The 21,454-nt window shown below is 70.5% G+C and carries 18 protein-coding genes; 15 read left to right on the plus strand and 3 right to left on the minus strand.

All coding sequences use genetic code 11. The features are described 5' to 3' along the window. The first annotated feature begins 45 nt into the window (after positions 1–45). The 6 genes from ACP4E5_RS09300 (at position 46) to ACP4E5_RS09325 (ending at position 7,868) form a co-directional block, all read left to right on the plus strand. On the plus strand, positions 46–1,167 hold the full coding sequence (locus ACP4E5_RS09300) for an MBL fold metallo-hydrolase (RefSeq protein ID WP_425826846.1): 1,122 nt from the start codon (positions 46–48) through the stop codon (positions 1,165–1,167). 30 nt (positions 1,168–1,197) lie between these two features. Further along, positions 1,198–3,576, plus strand: a complete 2,379-nt coding sequence (locus tag ACP4E5_RS09305) for an acetyl-CoA acetyltransferase (RefSeq protein ID WP_425826848.1) — start codon at positions 1,198–1,200, stop codon at positions 3,574–3,576. A 23-nt stretch (positions 3,577–3,599) separates the two neighbouring features. Continuing rightward, a complete protein-coding gene (locus ACP4E5_RS09310; RefSeq protein WP_425826850.1) occupies positions 3,600–4,718 on the plus strand; it encodes an NAD(P)H-dependent flavin oxidoreductase in 1,119 nt (372 codons plus the stop codon). A gap of 109 nt (positions 4,719–4,827) precedes the next feature. After that, positions 4,828–6,060, plus strand: a complete 1,233-nt coding sequence (locus ACP4E5_RS09315) for an acyl-CoA dehydrogenase family protein (protein WP_425826852.1) — start codon at positions 4,828–4,830, stop codon at positions 6,058–6,060. A 47-nt stretch (positions 6,061–6,107) separates the two neighbouring features. Then, complete coding sequence (locus tag ACP4E5_RS09320; protein WP_425826854.1) at positions 6,108–7,208, plus strand: acyl-CoA dehydrogenase family protein; 1,101 nt, start codon at positions 6,108–6,110, stop codon at positions 7,206–7,208. A 294-nt stretch (positions 7,209–7,502) separates the two neighbouring features. Next, positions 7,503–7,868: an alpha/beta hydrolase gene (locus ACP4E5_RS09325; RefSeq protein ID WP_425826856.1), complete on the plus strand. Its 366-nt coding sequence runs from the start codon at positions 7,503–7,505 to the stop codon at positions 7,866–7,868. On the opposite strand, the gene ACP4E5_RS09330 is transcribed toward ACP4E5_RS09325, so the two are convergent. Beyond that, a complete protein-coding gene (locus tag ACP4E5_RS09330) occupies positions 7,865–9,472 on the minus strand; it encodes a nucleoside hydrolase-like domain-containing protein (RefSeq protein ID WP_425826858.1) in 1,608 nt (535 codons plus the stop codon). The genes ACP4E5_RS09325 and ACP4E5_RS09330 overlap by 4 nt on opposite strands. A gap of 204 nt (positions 9,473–9,676) precedes the next feature. On the opposite strand from ACP4E5_RS09330, the gene ACP4E5_RS09335 reads away from it, so the two are divergent. From ACP4E5_RS09335 to ACP4E5_RS09375, 9 genes are read left to right on the plus strand one after another with little or no spacing between them, the layout of a single operon-like run. After that, the gene (locus tag ACP4E5_RS09335; protein WP_425826860.1) at positions 9,677–10,726 is read left to right on the plus strand and encodes a TIM barrel protein; all 1,050 of its coding nucleotides are present in this window, start codon (positions 9,677–9,679) and stop codon (positions 10,724–10,726) included. Further along, a complete protein-coding gene (locus ACP4E5_RS09340; RefSeq protein WP_425826862.1) occupies positions 10,723–11,631 on the plus strand; it encodes a transketolase in 909 nt (302 codons plus the stop codon). The genes ACP4E5_RS09335 and ACP4E5_RS09340 overlap by 4 nt, the downstream gene beginning before the upstream one ends. Then, the gene (locus ACP4E5_RS09345) at positions 11,628–12,581 is read left to right on the plus strand and encodes a transketolase family protein (protein ID WP_425826864.1); all 954 of its coding nucleotides are present in this window, start codon (positions 11,628–11,630) and stop codon (positions 12,579–12,581) included. The genes ACP4E5_RS09340 and ACP4E5_RS09345 overlap by 4 nt, the downstream gene beginning before the upstream one ends. Positions 12,582–12,586: 5 nt before the next feature. Continuing rightward, a complete protein-coding gene (locus tag ACP4E5_RS09350) occupies positions 12,587–14,071 on the plus strand; it encodes an FGGY-family carbohydrate kinase (protein ID WP_425826866.1) in 1,485 nt (494 codons plus the stop codon). Positions 14,072–14,081: 10 nt separating this feature from the next. Beyond that, positions 14,082–14,771 (plus strand): DUF2291 family protein, encoded by a 690-nt coding sequence (locus tag ACP4E5_RS09355; RefSeq protein WP_425826868.1) that lies wholly within the window; start codon positions 14,082–14,084, stop codon positions 14,769–14,771. Continuing rightward, positions 14,768–16,333, plus strand: coding sequence for a sugar ABC transporter ATP-binding protein (locus ACP4E5_RS09360; protein ID WP_425826870.1), 1,566 nt, complete (start codon positions 14,768–14,770; stop codon positions 16,331–16,333). Before ACP4E5_RS09355 ends, ACP4E5_RS09360 begins: the two co-directional genes overlap by 4 nt. Continuing rightward, the gene (locus ACP4E5_RS09365; protein WP_425826872.1) at positions 16,326–17,459 is read left to right on the plus strand and encodes an ABC transporter permease; all 1,134 of its coding nucleotides are present in this window, start codon (positions 16,326–16,328) and stop codon (positions 17,457–17,459) included. Before ACP4E5_RS09360 ends, ACP4E5_RS09365 begins: the two co-directional genes overlap by 8 nt. A gap of 53 nt (positions 17,460–17,512) precedes the next feature. After that, positions 17,513–18,514, plus strand: a complete 1,002-nt coding sequence (locus ACP4E5_RS09370; protein WP_425826874.1) for a D-ribose ABC transporter substrate-binding protein — start codon at positions 17,513–17,515, stop codon at positions 18,512–18,514. Positions 18,515–18,548: 34 nt separating this feature from the next. Beyond that, positions 18,549–19,553: a sugar-binding transcriptional regulator gene (locus ACP4E5_RS09375; protein WP_425826876.1), complete on the plus strand. Its 1,005-nt coding sequence runs from the start codon at positions 18,549–18,551 to the stop codon at positions 19,551–19,553. 19 nt (positions 19,554–19,572) lie between these two features. Here the strand turns inward: ACP4E5_RS09375 and ACP4E5_RS09380 are convergent, their stop codons facing one another. Both ACP4E5_RS09380 and ACP4E5_RS09385 read right to left on the minus strand, forming a co-directional pair. After that, a complete protein-coding gene (locus tag ACP4E5_RS09380; protein WP_425841154.1) occupies positions 19,573–20,205 on the minus strand; it encodes a response regulator in 633 nt (210 codons plus the stop codon). Then, entirely contained in the window at positions 20,205–21,422 is a 1,218-nt protein-coding gene (locus ACP4E5_RS09385) for a sensor histidine kinase (RefSeq protein WP_425826878.1), read from the minus strand. The genes ACP4E5_RS09380 and ACP4E5_RS09385 overlap by 1 nt, the downstream gene beginning before the upstream one ends. Positions 21,423–21,454 lie beyond the last annotated feature (32 nt).

Genomic DNA, 21,454 nt, shown 5'->3' on the forward strand with positions numbered 1-21,454 from the left:
CCCGACGAGTCACTCCGTCGGACGAACGGCGAGTCACCCTTCGCGGTGACCGGTACGGAGCAGCAGGCGGCCTGGGCCGCCCGTGTCCTGCCTCCCGTCGAGCACCTGGGCGGCGATGTGTGGTCGGTTCCGGTTCCCATCCCGCGCAACCCGCTGCGCTACACCCTCAGTTACCTGCTGCCCGGCCGCACCGGCCTGGTCGTCGTGGACCCCGGCTGGGACAGCGACGAGAGCTGGGAGGTGCTGCGTCGGGGGCTCGCAGCGGCCGGGGCCGGGCCGAAGGACGTCACGGGCATCGTCGCGACACATGTGCATCCGGACCATCACGGCCTGTCCGCCCGACTCCGTGAAGCATCCGGCGCCTGGGTGGCCATGCATCCGGCCGAGCGGGACAGCCTGCCCCAACGACGCCGCGACACAACGTCCGGTCGACCGACGGCAGTTCAGGACGCCCACCGGTGGCTGGCCGAAGCCGGCGCGCCCGATTATGCCGTCCTCGAACTGCTCGGCCCACCCGAGGCACACGCCGCCGCGAGCGCCGCACTCCCTCGCGCCGCGGAGCCGGACCTCCTTCTGGAGGACCTGGACCGGGTGCCGGTCGATGGACGCGACATCGTCGCGCTGTGGACGCCGGGTCACACGCCCGGACACCTGTGCCTCGTCGACCGGGCAGCACGCGCCGTCCTCACCGGGGACCACGTACTGCCCCGCATCACACCCAACATCGGCCTGCACAGCCCGCGTTCGGACGGCCGCCCCCTCGCCGACTTCCTCGCCTCGCTCGAACGCGTCGCGGCGTGGGACGACCATGAGGTGCTGCCGGCCCACGAGTACCGCTTCCGCGGGCTCGCTGCCCGTACTCGTACGCTCCTCGACCATCACGCCCGGCGGCTGGCCGAACTCCTCGACGTGGTGGACGCGTTGGGCCGCCCGACTCCCTGGGACGTCGCCGCGCACCTGTCCTGGTCGCGCCCGTGGGCGCAGGTGGGCGCCATGCGCATCGCCGCCCTCGCGGAGACCGAGGCGCACGCTCAACACCTCGTCGAGCGAGGCGAGTTGACCCGCACGCACTCCCGGGGCGACCACCTGATCCGCCTGCAACGACCGCCGGGCACCCGCCCACGGCCCGGCCACGGCATGGGCGACTTCCCCCTCTTCGTCTCCTGACAGGCACAACACATCTTGAAGGGCACCATCATGACCCCGCACACGTCCGAACTCGACCCGCGCACCCCCGTGGTGGTCGGCGTCGGCCAGTCCTCCGAGCGCCTCGACGACCCCGATTACCAGCGCCTGTCCCCCGTGGAACTCGCCGCCGCCGCGGCCCGCGAAGCACTGGCGGACACCGGCGTCGACGCACCGACGGTCGCCTCGGCCATCGACACCGTCGCCGGCATCCGGCAGTTCGAGATCTCCACGCCCGGCGCGCCCGCCCCGCTCGGCCTGTCCGACAACTACCCGCGCTCCGTGGCCAACCGCGTCGGCGCCGATCCCGCGCGCGCGATTCTCGATGTCGTCGGCGGCCAGGGACCGCAGCACCTGGTCAACGAGATGGCCGCCACCATCGCTCGCGGCGACGCCCAGGCGGCCCTGGTCTTCGGCTCCGAGGCCATCTCCACGATCCAGGCCCTCGCAAAGGCCGAGGACAGGCCCGACTTCACCGAACACGTCGGCGGCCAACTCGAGGACCGCGGCTGGGGACTTGAGGGTCTCCTGTCGATGCACCAGGCCACCCACGGCCTGACCGACGCACCCAGCCAGTACGCCCTCTTCGAGAACGCGCGCCGCGCCCGCCTCGGCCTGTCCCGCCAGGAGTACGCGGCCGACATGGGCGCCCTGTTCGCGCCCTTCACCGACATCGCGGCCAAGAACCCGCACGCGGCCGCCCCCGTGCGCCGTTCCGCCGAGGAACTCATCACCCCCACCGAGAAGAACCGGCCCATCGCGGACCCGTACACGCGCTACGTCGTGGCCCGCGACAAGGTCAACCAGGGCGCGGCCGTGCTCGTGATGTCCGTGGAGACGGCCCGCCGGCTCGGCGTGCCCGAGGAGCGGTGGGTGTTCCTGCACGGCCACGCCGACCTGCGCGAACGCGACCTGATGGAGCGCGCCGACCTCAGCCGCAGCCCGGCCGCCGTCCTGGCCGCCGAACATGCCCTGGAGGTCGCCGGTGTGGCCGTCGAGGAGCTGGCCACGCTCGACCTGTACAGCTGCTTCCCGATCGCGGTCTCCAACGTCACCGACGGCCTCGGTCTCTCGTCCGCCGACCCGCGCGGCCTCACCCTCACCGGAGGCCTGCCCTTCTTCGGCGGGGCGGGCAACAACTACTCCATGCACGGCATCGCCGAGACCGTCCAGCGTGCCCGCACCGCACCCGGCTCGTTCGGCCTGGTCGGCGCCAACGGCGGCTCGCTGAGCAAGTATTCGGTCGGCGTCTACTCCACCACCCCCACCGCCTGGCGGCCCGACCGCTCGGCCGAACTCCAGGCCGAGATCAACGCCCGGCCGGCCCCCGAGGAGGCCCGCCGCGCCGACGGCTGGGCCACCATCGAGACGTACACCGTCAAGTACGGCCGCGACGGCAAGTTGACCGGTGTCGTCATCGGCCGCCTGGAATCCGACGACCGCCGCTTCATCGCGCTCGTCCAGGACGGTGACGAGGCGATGCTGGAACTGCTGACCACGGGCGAACCCATCGGACAGCGCGTGTACGTCCGCTCCTTCGGCCACGGCAACCGCGTCACCACGGACGAAGCACGGATGAACCAGCTCCTCCCCCACCGCGAGCCGGTCCTGCGCGACACGTACGAGTACGTCACCGTCAACCGCGACGGCCACGTCCTCGAAGTCACCATCAACCGCCCCGAGGCCCGCAACAGCCTCACCCCGCAGGCCAACGACGAGCTCGACGAGATCTTCGACGCCTACTTCGCCGACCCGGAGCTGTGGGTGGCGATCCTCACCGGCGCCGGAACCCAGTCCTTCAGCGCGGGCAACGACCTCAAGTACTCCGCCTCCGGCAGGCCGATGTGGGTGCCCAAGAACGGCTTCGCCGGCCTCACCTCCCGCAGGAACATGACCAAGCCGGTCATCGCCGCCGTCAACGGCTATGCGATGGGCGGCGGTTGCGAGATCTCCCTCGCCTGCCACCTCACCGTCGCCGACGAGACCGCACGGTTCGCCCTCAGCGAGGTCAAGGTCGGCCTCGCCGCAGGCGCCGGCGGCCTGGTCCGCCTCCCCCGCGCGATCCCCCGCAAGCTCGCCACCGAGATGATCCTCACCGGACGGCAGATCGCGGCCGACGAAGCCCTCGCCCTCGGCCTCGTCAACCGCGTCGTCCCGGCCGGCTCGGCCCTGGACGGCGCCCGCGCCCTCGCCGCCGAGATCCTCGACGGCTCCCCGACCTCCGTCCGTGCCTCGCTCCAGGTCATGGCGGAGACCGAGGGCATCCCCGACACGGTCGACGCCGTCGACCACCCCTCGGCCGCCCTCGACAACCTGATGGTCAGCCAGGACGCCATCGAAGGCATGACGGCCTTCGCGCAGAAGCGCCGCCCCGAGTGGAAGAACCGCTGACCGAACCGGAAGGAAGCATCGCCATGCGTACCGCACTGACCGAAAAGCTGGGCGTGAAGTACCCGATCGTCGGGTTCAACCGCTCCCCCGCCGTCGTCGCCGAGGTGACCAAGGCCGGCGGGTTCGGCGTCCTTGCCGCCACCGCCTACTCGCCCAAGGAGCTGGACGCCCAGCTCACCTGGATCGAGGAGCAGGTCAAAGGCCGCCCCTACGGCGTGGACCTGCTCGTCCCGGGCAAGGTGGCCAAGGGCGACCCGGACGGTCTCATCGCGAGCCTGCGGGCCCAGATCCCCGACGAGCACATCGCCTTCGTCGAGGGCCTGATGAAGAAGTACGACATCCCCGAGTACGAGGAGCCCGGCCTCTACGGCGACAGCCAGGCCGTCAACGTCAACCCGGACCAGGTGTCGGCCCTCCTTGACGTGGCCTTCTCGCACCGCATCTCGCTCATCGCCAACGCGCTCGGCACTCCGCCTCCCTCCCTGGTCGAGCGCGGCAAGAAGGCCGGTGTCGTGGTGGCCGCGCTGGTCGGCAAGCCGGAACACGCCAGGCGTCAGCTCGACGCCGGGGTCGAGATGCTCATCGCCCAGGGAACCGAGGCCGGCGGCCACACCGGCACCATCGCCACCATGGTCCTCACCCCCGAGATCGTCGACATCGCCGGGGACGTGCCGGTCCTCGCGGCGGGCGGCATCGCGTCGGGCCGGCAGATGGCGGCCTCCCTCGCGCTCGGCGCGGCGGGTGTCTGGTGCGGCTCCGTATGGCTGTCCAGCAAGGAGGACATCACCTCGCCGACGGTCAAGCGGAAGTTCCTCGCCGCGACCAGCTCCGACACCCTCCGTTCCCGCACCCGCACCGGCAAGCCCGCGCGCCAGCTGCGCAGTGCCTGGCACGACGAGTGGGAGAAGCCCGGCAGCCCCGCCCCGCTGCCCATGCCGCTGCAGCCCATGCTCATCAACGACGCGTGGAACCGCATCGACCGCGCCGCCGAGGAAGGGCACGAGGGTGCCACGGCCCTGGAGACCTTCTTCATCGGCCAGGTCGTCGGCGGCTTCGAGGACCTGCGCTCGGCGGGGGACATCACCCGGGACCTCGCCGCCGAGTGCCAGCAGCGCCTGAAGGACCTGGGGCAGCTGGTCTAGCCACGTGCCCGGCCGGCTCCCAGGAGCCGGTCGGCCACGCGCGTGTGTGCCGGAGAGCGCCCGAGCACCATGCCCCAATCCCCGCCTGTCGCAAGGAGAAAGGCCGACGATGAGCAAGAGCACGATGTCCCCCGACGAAGCACGGGAAGCCGCACGGTCGTGGCTGGCGGGGCACTGGAATGGCTCCGAGGACGCCGCGTGGCGCGACGCCGTCGTGAACTCCGGCTGGGCCGCGCCGACTTGGCCACAGGGCAGCTACGGACTGGGACTGAGCGGCGAGGCCGCCCGGGCCGCGCAGGAGGAGTTCCGGGCGGCGGGCGCACCCGGCGGGTTCCTCGACCAGTCCTCCTTCCACGCCGACCCGTGGCTGCGCCTGCTGGGCAACCCCGTCCTCGCCTTCGGCAGCCAGGAGCTCAAGGACCACTTCCTCCCCATGCTGCTCAAGGGAGAGGTCGGCCAGGGCTGTCTGCTCTACAGCGAGCCCGGCGCCGGCTCCGACCTGGCGAGTGTCCAGACCAGGGCCGAGCTCGAAGGTGACGAGTACGTCGTCACCGGGCAGAAGATCTGGACCACGGGTGGCCATGAGGCGAAGTACGGCCTGCTGCTGGCCCGTACCGACTGGGACGTGCCCAAGCACGCCGGCCTCAGCTTCTTCGTCATCGACATGAAGCAGCCCGGCATCGAGGTCCGGCCCATCCGGCAGATCACCGGTGACGCCGAGTTCAACGAGGTCTTCCTGACCGACGCACGGGTACCCGCGTCCTGGATGATCGGCGAGCCGGGCCAGGGCTGGAAGGCCCTCCAGATCGCCCTCGCCGCAGAGCGCAGCGGCATGGGCTCGATGTCCTCTTCCCAGTCGGGTACGCCGATCAAAGCGGGCCTGCGGGAGGCGGCCGACGACCTCGTCGCGGCGGCCCGCCGGGCCGGCCGGCTCGACGATCCACAGGTCCGCCAGGAGATCGTGAAGATCATGTCCTGGCGGCTGACCAACACCTGGACCGGACAGCGTGCGGCGGCCGAGATCCGGCGCGGCCCGTCCTCCCTCGCCTCGCTCGGCAAGCTGGCCATGTCCCGGGTCCTGCACGCCGGCGCCGACTTCGCCTACCGGATGCAGGGCGAGGAGTCCCTCGTCTACGACTACGACAACCCGTTGGACCACCCGGTCGACCGCGACCTGATGTTCGCGTTCATCAACTCCATCGGCGGCGGCTCCGACCAGATCCAGCGCAACATCATCAGCGAGCGCGTCCTGGGCCTGCCGAAGGGTGACGCGCCCGACAAGGACGTGCCCTTCCGCGACGTCCGCAAGGGTGCCGCCACCCGCTCCGTCGGCCAGCCCTGAACACCGGTCCCTCACCACACCAACCCCGAGCAAGAAAGCCAGACACCATGATCAGGGAATTCACCGAGGAGCAGGACGAGCTGCGCCAGACGGTGCGCCGGTACCTGTCCGACCACTCCAGTGAGGCCGAGGTCCGTCGGCTGATGGCCACCGAGGCCGGATACGACGCCAAGGCCTGGGAGACGATGGCCGCCCAACTCGGCCTGCAAGGCCTCGCGATCCCCGAGGAGTACGGAGGCCAGGGCTTCGGCTGGGCCGAACTCGGCATCGTCCTCGAGGAGATGGGCCGGGCCCTGCTCTGCGCGCCCTTCTTCTCCAGCGCGGTGCTGGCCGCCACCACCCTCCTGGCCTCCGGGGACGAGGAGGCCAAGCAGCGGTTCCTGCCCGGCATCGCCGACGGATCGGTGATCGGCACCCTGGCGTACCCGCGGCCGGGCGCCACGCTCGACGTACGGGCCGAGCGCAAGGACGACGGCTGGCGGCTGAGCGGAACCGCCCCGCTGGTGACCGACGCACATGTGGCTCGGCTCCTGCTCGTCACCGCCGACACCGGCCGGGGCCGCGCCGTGTTCGCCGTCGAGGTCGGCGCCGAAGGCCTGGCCACCACCGCGCGCCCCACCCTCGACCAGACCCGCAAGCTCGCCGACGCCGTGCTGACCGACGTCACCGCCACGCCGCTGGGAGACCCGGCCGACGGCGAGAAGCTCCTGGCCCGGGTGCTCGACCTCGCCGCCGTCGCACTGGCCGCCGAGCAGGTCGGCGGGGCGCAGGCCGCGCTCGACATGGGCGTGGACTACATGAAGAACCGGGTGCAGTTCGGCCAGCCCATCGGCGCGTTCCAGGCCCTCAAGCACATGGCGGCCGACGCCCTGGTGGAGGTCGAGACCGCTCGATCCGCCGCCTACTACGCCCTGTTCGCCGCCGCCGACGACAGCGACGAACTGCCGGTCGCCGCGTCCCTCGCCGCCGCGTACTGCACCGACGCGTACGTCAGCACCGCCCACCAGAACATCCAGTTCCACGGCGGCATGGGCTTCACGTGGGAACTCCCGGCGCATCTGTACTACAAGCGGGCACGGTCCAGCCAACTACTGCTCGGGGAGCCGGAGTTCCACCGGGCCCAGGTGGCGGAGCGGCTGAGTTTCTGAGTTGCCTGCACGTTCCGGCGGTGGAGTGCTCCGCGGGCCCTGATGCGCAGTGGCACGACCTCGGGTCATTACACGGCCGGTGCCAAACGGCCCTGGAACCACAGCTGTCCGCAGTCATCCGTGACAGGGCCGACGGTCGGCCAGGTCGGCGGGCCTTGCGCCGATCATGAACTGGGCGCCCGGTATGCGCGCCACGACCCGCGCGAAGTCCTCCGGGGCCATGCCGGCCACACACCATCGCCGAGTACTGGACCTGGACGAAGCCCGTGGCTTCACAGCAGGGAGTTGTCCGCCATGCGTTCGATGACCAGGGTCGCCGCGCGACGCGGCGGCCCGGACGTCTCCGCCTACGCCGCCCCCGCACGGGCCACGGACCTCACCGGCCTGCCGCGCACCTACATCGACGTCGGCTCCGCGGAATCCTTCCGCGACGAAGCCCTCCAGTACGCCGGCCGGCTATCCGCGGCAGGCGTCAGCGTCGACTTCCACATGTGGGGCGGAACATCCCACGGCTTCGATCTGATCTCCGCCCATACCCCGCTTTCACGTGCCTCGCTCGCGACGCGCGACGAGTTCATCCGGCGCGCACTGGCTGACCGAGCAGCACACCCGTGCCATCACACGCCGAGATGCGGCACAGTGACCCGGCCGCCCCACTAGCGCAGAACCCTCACGACCACCCGCTGGTACCGGGTGAGCGCAGGTGTGCCGTTGTCGGTGGCTTGGAGGATCAGGTGGATGGTCTCGCCGGGCTTGGCGTCTTTCGGCACCGTGAGCCGGATGGCATCGCCCTTGTGCTGGGTGAGGTCGACCGTTCCGGGATAGGTGCCTGCCTCCCGGTACTGCCACCACTTGAGGGTGATCGCGTCCCGATCGGGGTCGGTGGCCCGGGGTGTGAGGGTGAGTGATGTGCCCGGGCGGCGGGTGATGTCCAGGCCCTGGCGTACGCGGACGTGGGGCGGGTGGTTGGTGTCCTTGGGGCCGGCCGTCGTCCACCGCAGTCGGGCGGCGAAGTCGTTCTGGATCGCCGAGAACCAGCGCGCGGCCGGGTAGTCGCGGGGCTTCGCGCCCGTCTCGTCCGCGTCCTGGGCTCCCGCGTTGGACCACCGGTGGGGGTCGTCCGGGTCGGCGACCTGTCGTCCGCCCCAGCCGCCCCATCGGGGGTCCTGCCAACTGCGCAATCCGTTGTCGAGAAGGAGCGCGAAGTTCGAGGAGTCACCCTCGGAGATGAAGGCTCCCTTGGCCTGCGGTGGTGTCCAGACCATGTAGCCCATGGCCTTCAACTCCTCGGCCGTGTATCCGGTGAGGCCGAAGTAGTCCTCGTTGTCGAATCCGGCGGCCATCTGCTTGCCGTCGCCCCAGACGCGGTAGGCGGCGCCCATCGGGCCCACGTCGCTGACGTTCGCCTTCGTCCACCCTGCGGAGAGGTAGTGCGCGTCATCGGGTCGGGCCACGTCCCGGGCGCCGTAACCCCATATGGAGGTGGCTACTTCACGGTTCTGGATCTCGGGCCAATGGGGCTTGATGTACTTCTCGAACGTGGTGTCCTGCTGGCCGAAGCTGGTGATGACCGCCTTGTTCACGATCTTCTTGTAGATCGCGGGCCACCGGTGCGTGCCCCGGTACTCGTCCTCGATCGACTTGAGTGCCCGCGCGATGGTGTTCGGTCCGCCCCACGCCTGTAGGAACACCTGCCCTGGACGGTCGTCGAGCAGAACCCGTTTGATCAGGTCGGAACCCTCGGTGTCCCGAGACATGTCTCCGACGTCGCTGACGTTGCCCCTGGCGATGAGCGAGCGCAGTCGGTCGGGACGGGGGTATCGCGGGTCGTTCCGGATGAGGTTCGGGTAGGCCTTGGCGTACGCGTCGACGGCCTGGTCGATGTGCAGACGGTCTCCGGGCGCGGGCCAGCGGTGCGGCTCGATGCCGCGCGCGGGGTCGCCCTGGTGGTGGTGCTGGCTCGATGAGTAGACCAGGCCCTCGATGTCGAGCTCGTTGCTGTAGAGCAGCATGCGCAGCATCGAGTTCAGGTCGTCCAGTTCGGGGTCGGTCGTCACGATGGTGCGCGGCGGCGCGGCCGTGCGTTCGGCGTCGGCGGACGCAACGGCCCGCGTACCCCCTGATGCACCGGCCTCGGCCGCGGAGCCGCCCGCCGCCATGGGGAGCGTGAGGCCGATGACGGCGGCACCGGTCACTGCCACCCTGACGGCGAGCTTCGACATGGGCGGGGCCGCTGCGGCCCGTGGCAACGTTCGTCTGTTCACGTGGTCGACTCCTCGTTGAGTTCCGCGTGCAGTCACGTGCGAGAGCGGTCACAGTACTCGACTCTGCACGTTCGATCGATAGTGAATTTTCATTCAGGCGACAGCCGACGGGATCTCGAACCCGCCAACTGCCAACCCCCGGCGCCGAGATGCGGTGCTGCACATGCCTTGACACCACTTCGCCCCCTCCGTACGGTCCGTCACATGTCCAATCGTGACCGCATAGACATTCAGAACTCTGCGCCTGGCGCGAGGGAGCCGGTGTACGGCGCGGGCGTCTGGCACTTCGCCACCTACGTCGACCGCTACGCCACCGACGGATACGGCGAGCCCCGTACCGTCCTCGACGCCATCAAGCTGGCCGGCGCCGTCGGTGATCTGTCCGTGCTCGACCTCAACTGGCCTTTCCCGCCGGGCGACATCAGCACCAAGGAGGTCACGGAGGCGCTCGCCGAGCAGCACCTGCGGGCCATCGCCGTGACCCCGGAGTTCTACACGGGCAAGTTCGCCAAGGGCGGCTTCACCAATCCCGATCCCGCCGTGCGCCGCCAGGCCATCGACCTGGTGGCCGGCGCGGCCGAGGTGGGGCGCGAACTCGGCGTGGAGTACGTCAAGTTGTGGCCGGGACAGGACGGCTACGACTATCCGTTCCAGGCCGACTACACCGACCTGTGGGGCAAGTCGGTGGATGCGGTTCGTGAACTGGCCCTCGCCTACCCCGACTTGAACTTCGCCATCGAGTACAAGCCGCGCGAGCCGCGCAACCGCATGGTGTTCTCGTCCGTCGCGCGGACTCTGCTGGCCATCGAGGACATGGGCGTCGACAACGTCGGCGTACTGCTCGACTTCGGGCACTCGCTGTACGGGGGCGAAACCCCGGCGGAGGCCGCGCGCATGGCGATCGCCCGCGACAAGCTGTTCGCCATCGACGTCAACGACAACTTCCGTGGCTGGGACGACGACATGGTCGTCGGCTCCGTGCACCTCCTCGAGACGTTCGAGTTCTTCTACGCGCTGCACGACGCGGGCTGGGAAGGGGTGTGGCAGCTGGACCAGTTCCCGTTCCGGGAGGACCCCGTCGAGGCGGCGCGGACCGGGATCCGCACGATGCGCGCCTTCCACCGGGCGCTGGGCTACCTGGACCGGGAAGAACTCGCCGCGCGCCAGGCCGCGCAGGACGGGCTCGGTGCCCAACGCGTCGCGAAGCGCGCCCTGTTCCGCGCGCTGGCCGAGTCCGAGAGCGAGTCGCGGTGACGGCCACCTTGCAGGCCGCGGCGCCGCTGCGGGTCGACGAACCCGCGGCCGCCGCGTACCGGCAACGAGGCGCGCGACTGCGCGCGGCATCGCCGGCCGAGGCCGCCGCCGAACTCGCCGAGCTGTCCACCTCCGTACGGCGCGACATTCTCACCACCATCCAGGCAGCCGGGATGGGGCACGTGGGCGGGGACCTGTCGGTGACGGATCTGCTGGTGACCGCGTTGTGGGGGACGTTGCGGGTCGACCCCGCCGACCCCGGCTCGCCGCAGCGGGACCGATTCGTCCTCAGCAAGGGGCACTGCGCCGCCGCCCTGTACTCCACGCTCGCCTCCTGCGGCTTCTTCCCACGGGCGCGGCTCGCCGAGTTCATGGCGCCGCTGTCGCCGCTCAACGGCCATCCCGCGCGGCTCAAGGTGCCGGGTGTCGAGACGAACACCGGGCCTTTGGGGCACGGGTTCCCGGTGGCCACCGGCTGCGCCCTCGGCGCCCGGATCCGCGGTGAGGACTGGCGCACGATCGTCGTCCTGGGCGACGGCGAGATGCAGGAGGGCAGCAACTGGGAGGCCGCGATGACGGCCGCGCACTACGGCCTTTCGAACCTGACGGCCGTCGTCGACCGCAACCGGCTTCAGCAGGGCGCCCGCACCGAGGACACCAAGAACTTGGAGCCGTTGAACGAGAAGTGGGCGAGCTTCGGGTGGGAGGTACGTGTGATCGACGGCCACGACCACCGGGCCATCAAGGAGGCGTACGCGCCGTCCACCACGGGACGCCCTGTCGCGGTGATCGCCAACACCGTGAAGGGGAAGGGCGTGTCGTTCATGGAGGACCGGGTCGAATGGCACCACAAGGTGCCGACCGGCGAACAAGTCGCTCTCGCGCTCCAGGAGTTGAACCGATGACCGCCGTGGCCGAGCAGACACCGACGTACGACTGCCGCGCGGACTTCGCCGACGAACTCGCCGCGCTGGCCCGCGCCGACGAGCGCATCGTCGCTGTCTGCAACGACTCGGTCGGCTCCAGCAATCTCGTGGCCTTTCGCGAGGAGTTCCCCGATCGGCTCGTCAACGTCGGCATCGCCGAGCAGGACATGGTCGGCGTCGCGGCGGGCCTGGCCAACGCCGGGTTCATCCCCTTCGTGTCCGCCGCCGCCCCCTTCCTGACCGGCCGCGCCCTGGAGCAGATCAAGGCCGACATCGCGTACACCCACCGGCACGTGGTGCTGTGCGGGCAGAGTCCCGGCATGGCCTACGGGGAGCTGGGCCCCACTCACCATTCCATCGAGGACCTGTCGTGGCTGCGGGCGGTGCCCGGCCTGAACATCGTCGTGCCGGCCGATCCCGCCGAGACCCGCTCCGCCATCCGCTGGGCTGCCGCCTCCGGCACACCGGCCTACCTGCGGATCCCGCGGTTCAAGGTGCCCGCCGTCAGCCCCGCGGACGCCTCGTTCACCATCGGTCGGACCACGCGCCTCGTCGAAGGAACCGACGTCACGGTCATCGCGGTGGGCACCATGGTCTCGCGCGCGGTGCGAGCGGCCGATCTCCTTGCGGGGGAAGGCATTTCGGCCCGGGTGCTCAACATGGCTTCCGTGGAACCGCTGGACACCGACGCCGTGGTGGCCGCCGCACAGGAGACCGGTGGCATCGTCACAGCCGAGGAAGGACTGCTGTCCGGCGGCCTCGGGGCGGCGGTGGCACGCGTCGTCGCCGAACAGCACCCCGTGCCCCTGCGCATGCTGGGTGTCCCTTCCTTCGCGCCGACGGGCAACACCTCGTTCCTGCTGGAGCACTTCGGGCTGACCGCACAGGGCATCGCCGCCGCCGCTCGCGAGACGCTGGGCCGAGGGTGACCGCGATGACGGCCCGGCCGGGACACATCCTCGCCATCGACCAGGGCACCAGCTCCACCAAGGCGCTGCTGCTCGACGCGTCCGGGCAGGTGGTGGCACGGGCGAGCGAACCGCTGGCGCAGACCCATCCGGGCCCCGGGCTCGTCGAGCAGGACGCGTCGGCGGTTCTCGACAGCGTCCGTACCGTGGCCGCGTCCTGCACGGCCGCCCTGGAGTCCGGAGCCGTGGCCGGTGTCGCCCTCAGCACGCAGCGCGAGTCGGTCGTGCTGTGGGACGCCGATACCGGGCAGCCCGTCGCCCCGCTGGTCAGCTGGCAGGACCGGCGCGGCATCGAACGGGCGGAGCGCATCGAGCGGGCCGGGATGAGCGAGGAAGTGCGGCGGCGCACCGGCCTCCCGCTCGACCCGATGTTCTCCGCGCTGAAGATGGCAGCCCTCCTCGACGTGCACGATCCGACGCGCTCGCGCAGCCGGGCCGGCCGGCTCAGGCTCGGCACGGTCGACGCGTTTCTGCTGCACCACCTCACCGGGCGTCCGGTCACGGAGATCGGCAACGCCTCGCGCACTCAATTGCTCGACCTCGCCACCGGTGACTGGGACGAGGAACTGCTCGCGCTCTTCGACATACCCCGGGCGGCACTGAGCCGAGTCGTGCCGTCCGACGGGCCGTTCGGCGCGATGAAGGGGACGGCGCCGCTCGACGGTGTGCCCGTCCTGGCCGTCCTCGGCGACTCGCACGCGGCGCTGCTCGCCCACGCTGGCTGGCGCCCCGGCATCGTTAAGGCCACGTACGGCACCGGCTCCTCGGTCATGACGGCGGCCGCGGCGCCGGACGGCGCGGACAGCGTGTGCACCACCATCGCGTGGGCGACGAAGGCCGCCGGGAAACCGACGTACGCGCACGAGGCGAACATCCTGTCCTCGGGCCGGACCCTGACCTGGCTGGCGGACCTTCTCGGCACCACCGCGGAGCAACTCATCGAGGTGGCGAGCAGTCCGGCCCCGGCCCCGGACTCGGGTGGGGTGACCCTGATCCCCGCCTTCGGTGGTCTCGGCGCCCCCTGGTGGGATCCGGCGGCCGTGCCGCTGCTCGCGGGCTTCGGCCTCGGTACCCAGCGGGCCCAACTGGCCTGTGCAGCACTGGAGTCGGTCGCCCATCAGGTGGCCGACGTGCTGGCCGCGCTCCCGCCCGCGCGGCAGGTGTTCGCCGACGGCGGCCTGAGCCGGAGCGACACCGTCATGCAGTTGCAGGCGAACCTGTCGAACGTGGCCGTGGCCCGCACCCGGCACCACGAGCTGTCCGCCGTCGGAGCCGCACACCTCGCCGGCCTCGGGCTCGGCCTGTGGACAGCCGAAGCGCTCGAACAACGGGCCGACGACGACCTGACGGTCTTCTCCCCGGCCTGGGACGACACCCGACGCCGCGGGGCCCTCGCGCGCTGGCACCGGCACCTCACAGCCGCCCGCGACCTCGGAACACGCGGAAAGTAGAGGATCCTTCATGGCACCCGCAGACGCCTTGAGCGCGCACCGAACAAACGGGCAAGGGCATGCGCCGATTCGACCCAACTGGCTCACGCCGGGCCGAAGTTGTCTCGCGGCCCTTCTGCTCCTCGCTCTGGCCATCGGGCTGAGCACCACCTACCGGTCGCCGACCGCGGCCCGCGCCGCCGGGCAGCCGAAGTTCAGTCCGACGACGTACGCGAAACAGACCTACGGGCCGAAGGTCGTGCCCGCGATCAAGAAGAACGCCGTGCCCGTCACCACCCTGCACAAAGCGATCACGGCCGACTCCTCCGCCGCCGGAAAGCGCTACGGCCACCGATCGGGCACCGGACCGTACAGCTACGCCGTCACCCTGACCGGCACGGCCGGCGGCGCACGCGGCGGCCTGCTGCAGGTCACCGTCCCCGGCCTTGGCAAGGCGCGCGTATCCGTTCAGATCGGCCCGGCCGTCAACGGCACGGCGCTGCGGGACGCCCCCGGTTTCATCAAGTTCGGCCAGTTCACCAATCAGGTCGAGTACGCCGACGCGGCGACCGCCCTGAGCGCGGCGATGAAGGCGGACGTGCTGGAGTCCTTCGACGCGGCGGGAGCCAAGGGCAAGAAGCTCACCGTCGTCGGCGCGGTGACACCGCTGACCGCGGACGTCCTCACCGTGACACCCGTCTCGATCGAGCCGGCGTCATGACCGGGCCCCAAGCGGCCACGCCGGGGACACCCGTGCTGCGCGCCGCCGAGATCACCAAGGTGTACGGGGGCACCCAGGCACTCCAGGGTGTGTCGCTGGACATCGCCGCGGGGCGGACCACCGTCCTGTTCGGCGAGAACGGGGCCGGCAAGTCCACCCTGATGAAGATCCTCAGCTCCGTCGAGGCGCCCAGCACCGGTCACATCGAACTCGACGGCGAGGCCGTGGCGTTCGGGTCCGCGCGCGATGCCGCCGACCACGGCATCTCGATCATCCACCAGGAGCTCAGCCTCTGCCCGAACCTCACCGTCCAGGACAACCTCTTCCTCGGTCGCGAACACACCCGCTACGGCGGCGCCGTCATCGACCGCGGCGATCAACGCGCCCTGGCGCACGAGGTGTTGGGGCGGCTCGACGAGACACTCGACCCCGGCGCCATGGTCGGTGAACTCCGGCTCGGTCAGCAGCAGTTGGTGGAGATCGCGCGCGCCCTGCTGCAGCGGGCCCGGGTCCTCATCATGGACGAGCCGACCTCCGCGCTCAGCGCCCCCGAGGTCGAGATCCTCTTCCAGGTGATCGGCGACCTCAAGGCGGAGGGTGTCGCGATCGTCTACATCTCCCATCACCTGGAGGAGGCGCTGAGCATCGCGGACGACGTCGCCGTGCTGCGCGACGGGCGCATGGTCGCCACGGCGCTCGCCGCCGACGTCGACCTGGCGTGGGTCGTGCGCACGATGGTCGGCCGGGAACGGGAGGCCCTGTTCCCGAACCGTGCACCCGCCATGGGGGACATCGCGCTGGACATCGAGGAACTCTCCGTCGCCGACCCCGCGAGCGTGGACAGACTCGCCGTCGACGGGGTGTCGCTCACGGTCCGCGCGGGCGAGACGGTGGGCATCTACGGCCTCATGGGCAGCGGCCGCACCGAGCTCCTCGAATGCCTCGCGGGACGCCTCACGCCCGCGTCCGGTGTGGTGCGGCTGCACGGCGAACCCCTCGGCGGCGGCATCCGGGACCGCATCCGGGCCGGACTCGCCCTGGTCCCCGAGGACCGGCAACGCGACGGCCTCGTACCATCCATGACGGTAGGTCAGAATCTGTCGCTCGCCTCGGTGACCGGGTTCGTACGACGTCTGCTGCTCGACCGCCGGGCCGAATCCGCCGCCGTCACCAAGATGATCGACGACGTCACCGTGAAGACCCCGGGAGCCGACGCCCCCATCGGTTCGCTCAGCGGCGGCAACCAGCAGAAGGTCGTCATCGGCAAGGCTCTGATGACAGGCCCCCGCGTCCTGCTGCTCGACGAGCCCACACGCGGAGTGGACGTGGGCGCCAAGGCCGATGTCTTCACGATGATGGCGCGGCAGGCCGAACGCGGTCTCGCCGTCCTCTTCACCACCTCCGAGGCCGAGGAGGCCCTGCACATCCCCGACCGTCTGCTGGTCCTGGTCCGCGGCCGCCTCGTCGCCGACGTACGGCCCCGCGACATCACCCGCGACCTCCTGATGAGCCTGGCCGACGGGGCCGAGGCCACCGACCGCGATGAGGCACACCATGTCTGACACCACCGTGGCGCAGACCCACGACCAGGATCACGAGACCGTCGTCAAACAACGCCAGGAGGTGGCCGCTCAGGCCCGCAGGCTCAAGACCCTGGATTCGCTCTTCGAGCTGCGCGCCTTCATCGCCCTCGGCGTGCTGATCGTCGTCTTCAGCCTGCTCTCCGACTCGTTCCTGACCGTCGACAACGTCATCACCATGACCAAGCACGTCGCCATCAACGCGATCCTCGCGCTCGGCATGCTGCTGGTCATCCTCAAGGGCGGCATCGACCTGTCCGTCGGCTCGACGGTCGGCCTCTCCGGGGTGGTCGCCGGTGAACTCCTGCAAGGCCTGCACCTCGGCCTGTTCGATGTCGTCGCCTATCCGCAGGTGTGGGCGGTCGTCGTGCTGTGCGTCGCGGTCGGCGCACTCGTCGGCACGGTCAACGGCATCCTCATCACGCGTCTCAACGTCGCCCCGTTCATCGCCACCCTCGGCATGCTCTACGTGGCGCGGGCCACGGCCATGCTCATCTCCAACGGCACCACCTACCCCGACCTGGCCGGCTCCCCTGCCACGCACAACACCGGATTCGAGTGGCTCGGGCAGGGACGGCCCCTCGGCCTCCCGGTCGCGGTATGGATCATGGTGGTGCTCGCCGCCCTCACCGCGGTACTGCTGCGCTCCACCCCCTTCGGCCGCTGGCTGTACGCGACCGGCGGCAATGAGCGGGCCACCGAACTGAGCGGCGTCCCCGTCAAGCGGGTCAAACTGATCGCCTACGTCGTCTCCGGTGCCTGCGCCGCGATGGCCGGCCTGATCATCGCCTCCGAACTCACCTCGGCCGCGCCGCAGGCCGGTGACACCTTCGAGCTGAACGCCATCGCGGCGGTGGTCATCGGTGGCGCCGCCCTCTCCGGCGGCAGGGGCAACGTCCGCGGCACGCTCGTCGGCGCCTTCGTGATCGGCTTCCTCGCGGACGGCCTGGTGATCCTCGGTGTGTCGACGTTCTGGCAGATGCTGATCAAGGGCGCGGTCATCATCGTCGCCGTCATCCTCGACCAGAGCCAGCAGCGCTTCCGGCGCCGCAGGGCGGCGGCCTCCGCCGTCGCGGTGGCCGCCGCACGCGACACATCGGACACCTGACCCCCTCCCGTACGACCCCGCACACACCCGCCCCCGTACTCAGGAGCCCTCTCATGCACCAGGCCAAGCGCAGCCACCGCAGTCTCCTCAAGAGCGCCACCGCCCTCACCGCAGGGGTCCTCCTGCTGACCGCGTGCGGTTCCTCGGGAGGTTCGGACTCGTCCAACTCCTCGAAGCCGGAGTCGAAGTCGAAGAGCGATCTCGTCGCGATCATCACCCCCTCCCCCGACAATCCCTTCTTCAAGGCGGAGGCCGAGACCGCACAGAAGAAGGCCAAAAGTCTCGGTTACAAGACCTCGGTCGCCTCGCACGACGACGACCCCAACAAGCAGAGCGAACTCATCGACGCCGCGATCTCCCGCAAGGCCGCCGCGATCATCCTCGACAACGCCGGCGCCGACGCGTCGATCGGCCCCGTCCGCAAGGCCACCAAGGCGGGTGTCCCCGTCTTCCTCATCGACCGCGAGATCAACAAGACCGGCATCGCCAAGGCGCAGATCGTCTCCAACAACGCGCAGGGGGCGCAGCTCGCCGCCCAGGAGTTCGTCAAGGGCATGAAGGGCAAGGGGAGTTACGTCGAACTGACCGGGAAGGAGTCCGACACCAACGCCGGCGTCCGCTCCAAGGGGTACGCCGATGTCATCTCCCAGTACCCGGACATGAAGCGGGTGTCCCGGCAGACCGCCAACTGGGACCAGCAGGAGGCGTACACGAAGATGGAGACCGTTCTGCAGCGCTACCCGAAGCTCAGGGGGGTCATCGCCGGCAACGACACCATGGCGGTCGGCGCGGTGGCGGCCCTGAAGTCCGCCAAGCGCACGGGAGTTGTCGTGGTCGGCCTCGACGGGAGCCCCGACGCGATCGCCCAGATCAAGGCCGGGACCATGCGCGCGACCGCGCTGCAGCCGGCCGCGCTCGGCGCGCAGCGGGCCGTCGAGCAGGCCGACAAGTTCATCAAGACCGGGAAGACCGGTCAGCCCGAGAAGCAGGCCATCGACTGCGAGCTGGTCACCAAGACCAACGCGAACGAGTTCGGCCTCTTCGCCCGCCGCTGAACGCCCCGGCACCGCGGCCATCTGCGGCGATAGCATGACGAATTCCGGTCGGGACAAGGAACGAGAAGGAGGCCGCACGGTGGCGGGAGTGACGACGCCGAGCCCGGATCATGTCCGGCTGCTGGTCAAGGTGGCCCGGCTCTACCACGAACGCGGCATGCGCCAGCCCGAGATCGCGGCCCGCCTCAACCTGTCGCAACCACGGGTCTCACGCCTCCTCAAGGAGGCCGTCGACCGCGGCGTGGTACGCACGGTCGTGGTGTCCCCTGAGGGTGTGCACGCGGAGCTGGAAGACGCCCTGGTGGAGCGGTACGGGCTGCGCGACGCCGTCGTAGTGGAGGTCGAGGGCCCCGAGGTGATACCGGCACTGGCCTCGGCCACCGCCACGTACCTCGACACCACTCTCACCGGCGGTGACGTCATCGGCATCTCCTCCTGGAGCGCCACCCTCCTGGAAGCGGTCAACGTGATGCGGGCCAAGACCCCGTCCGTGGCCCAGGAGGTCGTCCAGCTCCTCGGCGGCACCGGCAGCCCGGAAGTGCAGCTGCACGCGACCCGCCTCACCAGTCGCCTCGCCGAACTCACCGGCGCGCGGCCGGTGTTCGCCCCGTCCGCCGCCCTGGTCGGCAGCAGTGAGCTGCGCGACCTCCTGGCGCAGGAGCCCGCGATGGCCGAGGCCATCAAGGCGTGGTCGCGGCTGACCCTCGCCCTCCTCGGCATCGGCACCCTGGAGCCCTCCCCGCTGCTGCGCCGCTCCGGCAACGCCATTCCGCCCGAGGACCAGCGGGCCCTCAAGAAGCTCGGCGCCGTCGGCGACGTCTGCGCCCGGTACTTCGACAGCTCCGGCGAACCCGTCGACGCCCCGTTCAACGACCGCGTCCTCGGCATCGACCGGGACCGACTGCGCGCGGTGGAGCGCCGGGTCGGTGTCGCGGGCGGCATGGAGAAGGTGGCGGCCATCCACGGGGCGCTGCGCGGCGAGTGGATCAACATCCTGATCACCGACGTCGAAGCGGCACGGGAACTGCTCGCGGAGTGAGGGGGCGGGCCCCGTCCCCTCACGGCCGCAGATACGCCAGCACCGCGAGCACCCTGCGATGCCCCTCCGTCGCCACCGGAAGGTCCAGCTTGGTGAAGATGTTGCCGATGTGCTTGTTCACGGCCGCCTCGCTGATGAACAACTGCTTGGCCAGGTTCGCGTTGGTGCGGCCCTCCGCGACCAGCGAGAGCACCTCGCGCTCCCGGGCGCTCAGCCGCTCCAGCGGGTCCTGGCGCAGCCGGACCAGCTGGTGGATGACCTCGGGGTCGACCACCGTGCCGCCCGCGGCGACCCGTTCGATCGCGGCGGTGAAGTCGGCCACCGCGCTCACCCGTTCCTTGAGCAGGTAGCCCACCCCGGCGCCGCCGCCGGAGTCCAACAGGCGCAGGGCGTAGGAGCGTTCCACGTACTGGCTGAGCACGAGCACGGGCAGCCCGGGAAACTCCTCGCGCAGTTCGACCGACGCCCGCAGCCCGTCGTCGCTGAGCGACGGCGGCATGCGTACGTCCGTGACGATCAGGTCCGGGCGGTCGCCGCGGACCGCCGCGAGCAGCGCGTCGGCGTCGCCGACCGCCGCCACCACCTCGTGTCCGACCCGTTCGAGCAGCCCGATCAGGCCTTCGCGCAACAGAACGGCATCCTCGGCCACGATCAGGCGAAGCGACACGGAACCTCCACGTGCAACAGGGTGGGACCACCGGACGGACTCGACACCCGCATCCGGCCGTCGAGCGCGTTGACCCGGTCCGCGAGGCCCGTCACGCCGCTGCCCGTGGGGTCGAGGCCGCCCCGGCCGTCGTCCTTGATGTCGAGGACCAACAGATCGGAATGGTAGCGACCGTGCACCGCGGCGGTCCTGGCGCCGCTGTGCTTGGCGATGTTCGTCATGGCCTCGTTGATCAAGTAGTACATCGTCGTCTCGAGCTTCCTGGGCAGCCGCTCGGGCAGCCTCAGATCCACCGTCACCGGGATCGGGAACCGGCCCGCGTAGTCCTCGATCGCCGCGACGAGCCCGTGGTCGGCGAGCACCGGCGGGTTCAGCCCCCGGATCAGGGCACGCAACTCCTGGTGTGCCGTGGACAGTTGGCGTTCGGCCTGGGTGAGCAGCTCGTCCTGGGGCGAGCCCGGATCGGTGTCCAGGCGCATCAGTCCCAGCGTCATGCCCAGCGACACCAGGTGCTGCTGGGCTCCGTCGTGGAGGTCGCGTTCGATGCGGATCCGCTCAGCGTCGAAGGAGTCGAGAAGCCGCGACTGCGAGGCGCGCACCTCGCGCAGTTCCTCGCCGAGCTCGCGGTCCCGCGGGGCGAGGAAGGAACGGGCCATGGCGGCGCGCGCCCCCGCCCACGAGGTCACCGTGTACGGCGAAGCCAGCAGCACGAGCGCGCCGAACACCGTCCACGGCCAGGTGTCGCCGTCGGTGGAGGCGATGGTCGTGGCCGGAAGACCGAACGAGAAGCCGAGCACCATCAGGTCGAGCCACCACAGGGCCACGGCCGAGAGGAGTGTGAACATCAACTCCCGCCACGTCGCCTGCTCCTTGAGCCGGGTGGCGACCCAGCCGCGCAGCCCCGGGGTTTCCGGGGCGCGGTGCGGATCGCTGACGTGGTCGAGGTCGACCAGGCGCAGTCGGCGACGCTCCACCGTGGCGACCACGGTCGAGGCGAGGACCAGGCCGACCAGGGGCGCGACACCGATCAGTACGACCAGGAGGATCAGGCCCGCGGCCAGGCCGAGGGTGAAGACGAGTACCGCCGCGGCCCCGACCAGGACACCTCCGCCCAGGTACGCGAGGGACCGCCAGGGCCAGCTGGAGGTCAGAAAGCTCAGCGGCCGCTGCGCCATGGCCTGCCAAGCCGTTGTGGGTTGCATGCGGCCAACGTACCTATCCGGTCTCTTCCGGA

Source organism: Streptomyces fractus, assembly GCF_049844455.1.
Classification (GTDB): domain Bacteria; phylum Actinomycetota; class Actinomycetes; order Streptomycetales; family Streptomycetaceae; genus Streptomyces; species Streptomyces fractus.

What these genes read in the sequence shown, in the direction of transcription:
- ACP4E5_RS09305 (WP_425826848.1), top strand. Translation starts at nt 1,198, where the DNA reads ATGACCCCGCACACGTCCGAACTCGACCCGCGCACCCCCGTGGTGGTC.
- ACP4E5_RS09310 (WP_425826850.1), top strand. Translation starts at nt 3,600, where the DNA reads ATGCGTACCGCACTGACCGAAAAGCTGGGCGTGAAGTACCCGATCGTC.
- ACP4E5_RS09315 (WP_425826852.1), top strand. Translation starts at nt 4,828, where the DNA reads ATGAGCAAGAGCACGATGTCCCCCGACGAAGCACGGGAAGCCGCACGG.
- ACP4E5_RS09320 (WP_425826854.1), top strand. Translation starts at nt 6,108, where the DNA reads ATGATCAGGGAATTCACCGAGGAGCAGGACGAGCTGCGCCAGACGGTG.
- ACP4E5_RS09325 (WP_425826856.1), top strand. Translation starts at nt 7,503, where the DNA reads ATGCGTTCGATGACCAGGGTCGCCGCGCGACGCGGCGGCCCGGACGTC.
- ACP4E5_RS09335 (WP_425826860.1), top strand. Translation starts at nt 9,677, where the DNA reads ATGTCCAATCGTGACCGCATAGACATTCAGAACTCTGCGCCTGGCGCG.
- ACP4E5_RS09345 (WP_425826864.1), top strand. Translation starts at nt 11,628, where the DNA reads ATGACCGCCGTGGCCGAGCAGACACCGACGTACGACTGCCGCGCGGAC.
- ACP4E5_RS09350 (WP_425826866.1), top strand. Translation starts at nt 12,587, where the DNA reads ATGACGGCCCGGCCGGGACACATCCTCGCCATCGACCAGGGCACCAGC.
- ACP4E5_RS09355 (WP_425826868.1), top strand. Translation starts at nt 14,082, where the DNA reads ATGGCACCCGCAGACGCCTTGAGCGCGCACCGAACAAACGGGCAAGGG.
- ACP4E5_RS09360 (WP_425826870.1), top strand. Translation starts at nt 14,768, where the DNA reads ATGACCGGGCCCCAAGCGGCCACGCCGGGGACACCCGTGCTGCGCGCC.
- ACP4E5_RS09365 (WP_425826872.1), top strand. Translation starts at nt 16,326, where the DNA reads ATGTCTGACACCACCGTGGCGCAGACCCACGACCAGGATCACGAGACC.
- ACP4E5_RS09370 (WP_425826874.1), top strand. Translation starts at nt 17,513, where the DNA reads ATGCACCAGGCCAAGCGCAGCCACCGCAGTCTCCTCAAGAGCGCCACC.
- ACP4E5_RS09375 (WP_425826876.1), top strand. Translation starts at nt 18,549, where the DNA reads ATGACGAATTCCGGTCGGGACAAGGAACGAGAAGGAGGCCGCACGGTG.
- ACP4E5_RS09385 (WP_425826878.1), bottom strand. Translation starts at nt 21,422, where the DNA reads ATGCAACCCACAACGGCTTGGCAGGCCATGGCGCAGCGGCCGCTGAGC.